Here is a 416-nt window from a genome sequence, read left to right as displayed (position 1 = left end):
GAGCTTGTCCTAAGTTGACAATTTAATAGACAAACCTGTACACTCATAGACAAACCTATGAGTGACTTTATGTTTAAACCTCATGAATTTGCTAAAAAAATCGGAGTTTCAGTCAAGACCTTGCAAAGATGGGATGTTGAAGGAAGACTTCCAGCCAAAAGAACATTGTCGGGGCATCGTTTTTATACTGAAGATGATTTACTGATTACCCAGGGATGAAAACCTGTAGACTCAAAACGAAAAGTAGTTGTTTATTGTAGAGTTTCTTCGAGTAGCCAAAAACCCGAACTCAGAAACCAAGTATCCGCGATGGAAACATTTTGTTTGAGTCGTGGGTTAGCTGTTGATGATTGGGTTTCAGAGATTGGAGGCGGATTAAACTTTAAAAGAAAAAAGTTTTTATCAATTATGTTATC

General features: G+C 37.0%; 1 protein-coding gene and 1 pseudogene. Both read left to right on the top strand.

Annotated features, from left to right (window positions below; all coding sequences use genetic code 11):
- Positions 1-69: 69 nt before the first annotated feature.
- Complete coding sequence (locus FFR48_RS29890) at positions 70-219, top strand: MerR family transcriptional regulator (RefSeq protein WP_236104245.1); 150 nt, start codon at positions 70-72, stop codon at positions 217-219.
- A gap of 36 nt (positions 220-255) precedes the next feature.
- A pseudogene (locus FFR48_RS29885) lies at positions 256-416 on the top strand (recombinase family protein); the annotation flags it as partial.

This window comes from Sphaerospermopsis reniformis (assembly GCF_005402885.1).
GTDB classification, from domain to species: domain Bacteria; phylum Cyanobacteriota; class Cyanobacteriia; order Cyanobacteriales; family Nostocaceae; genus Sphaerospermopsis; species Sphaerospermopsis kisseleviana.
The sequence above is the reverse complement of the archived record's forward strand: the minus strand, read 5'-3'. Positions and strand labels throughout refer to the sequence as shown.

Excerpts from the sequence above, each read along its gene's own strand:
- FFR48_RS29890 (WP_236104245.1), top strand. The coding sequence starts at position 70 with ATGTTTAAACCTCATGAATTTGCTAAAAAAATCGGAGTTTCAGTCAAG.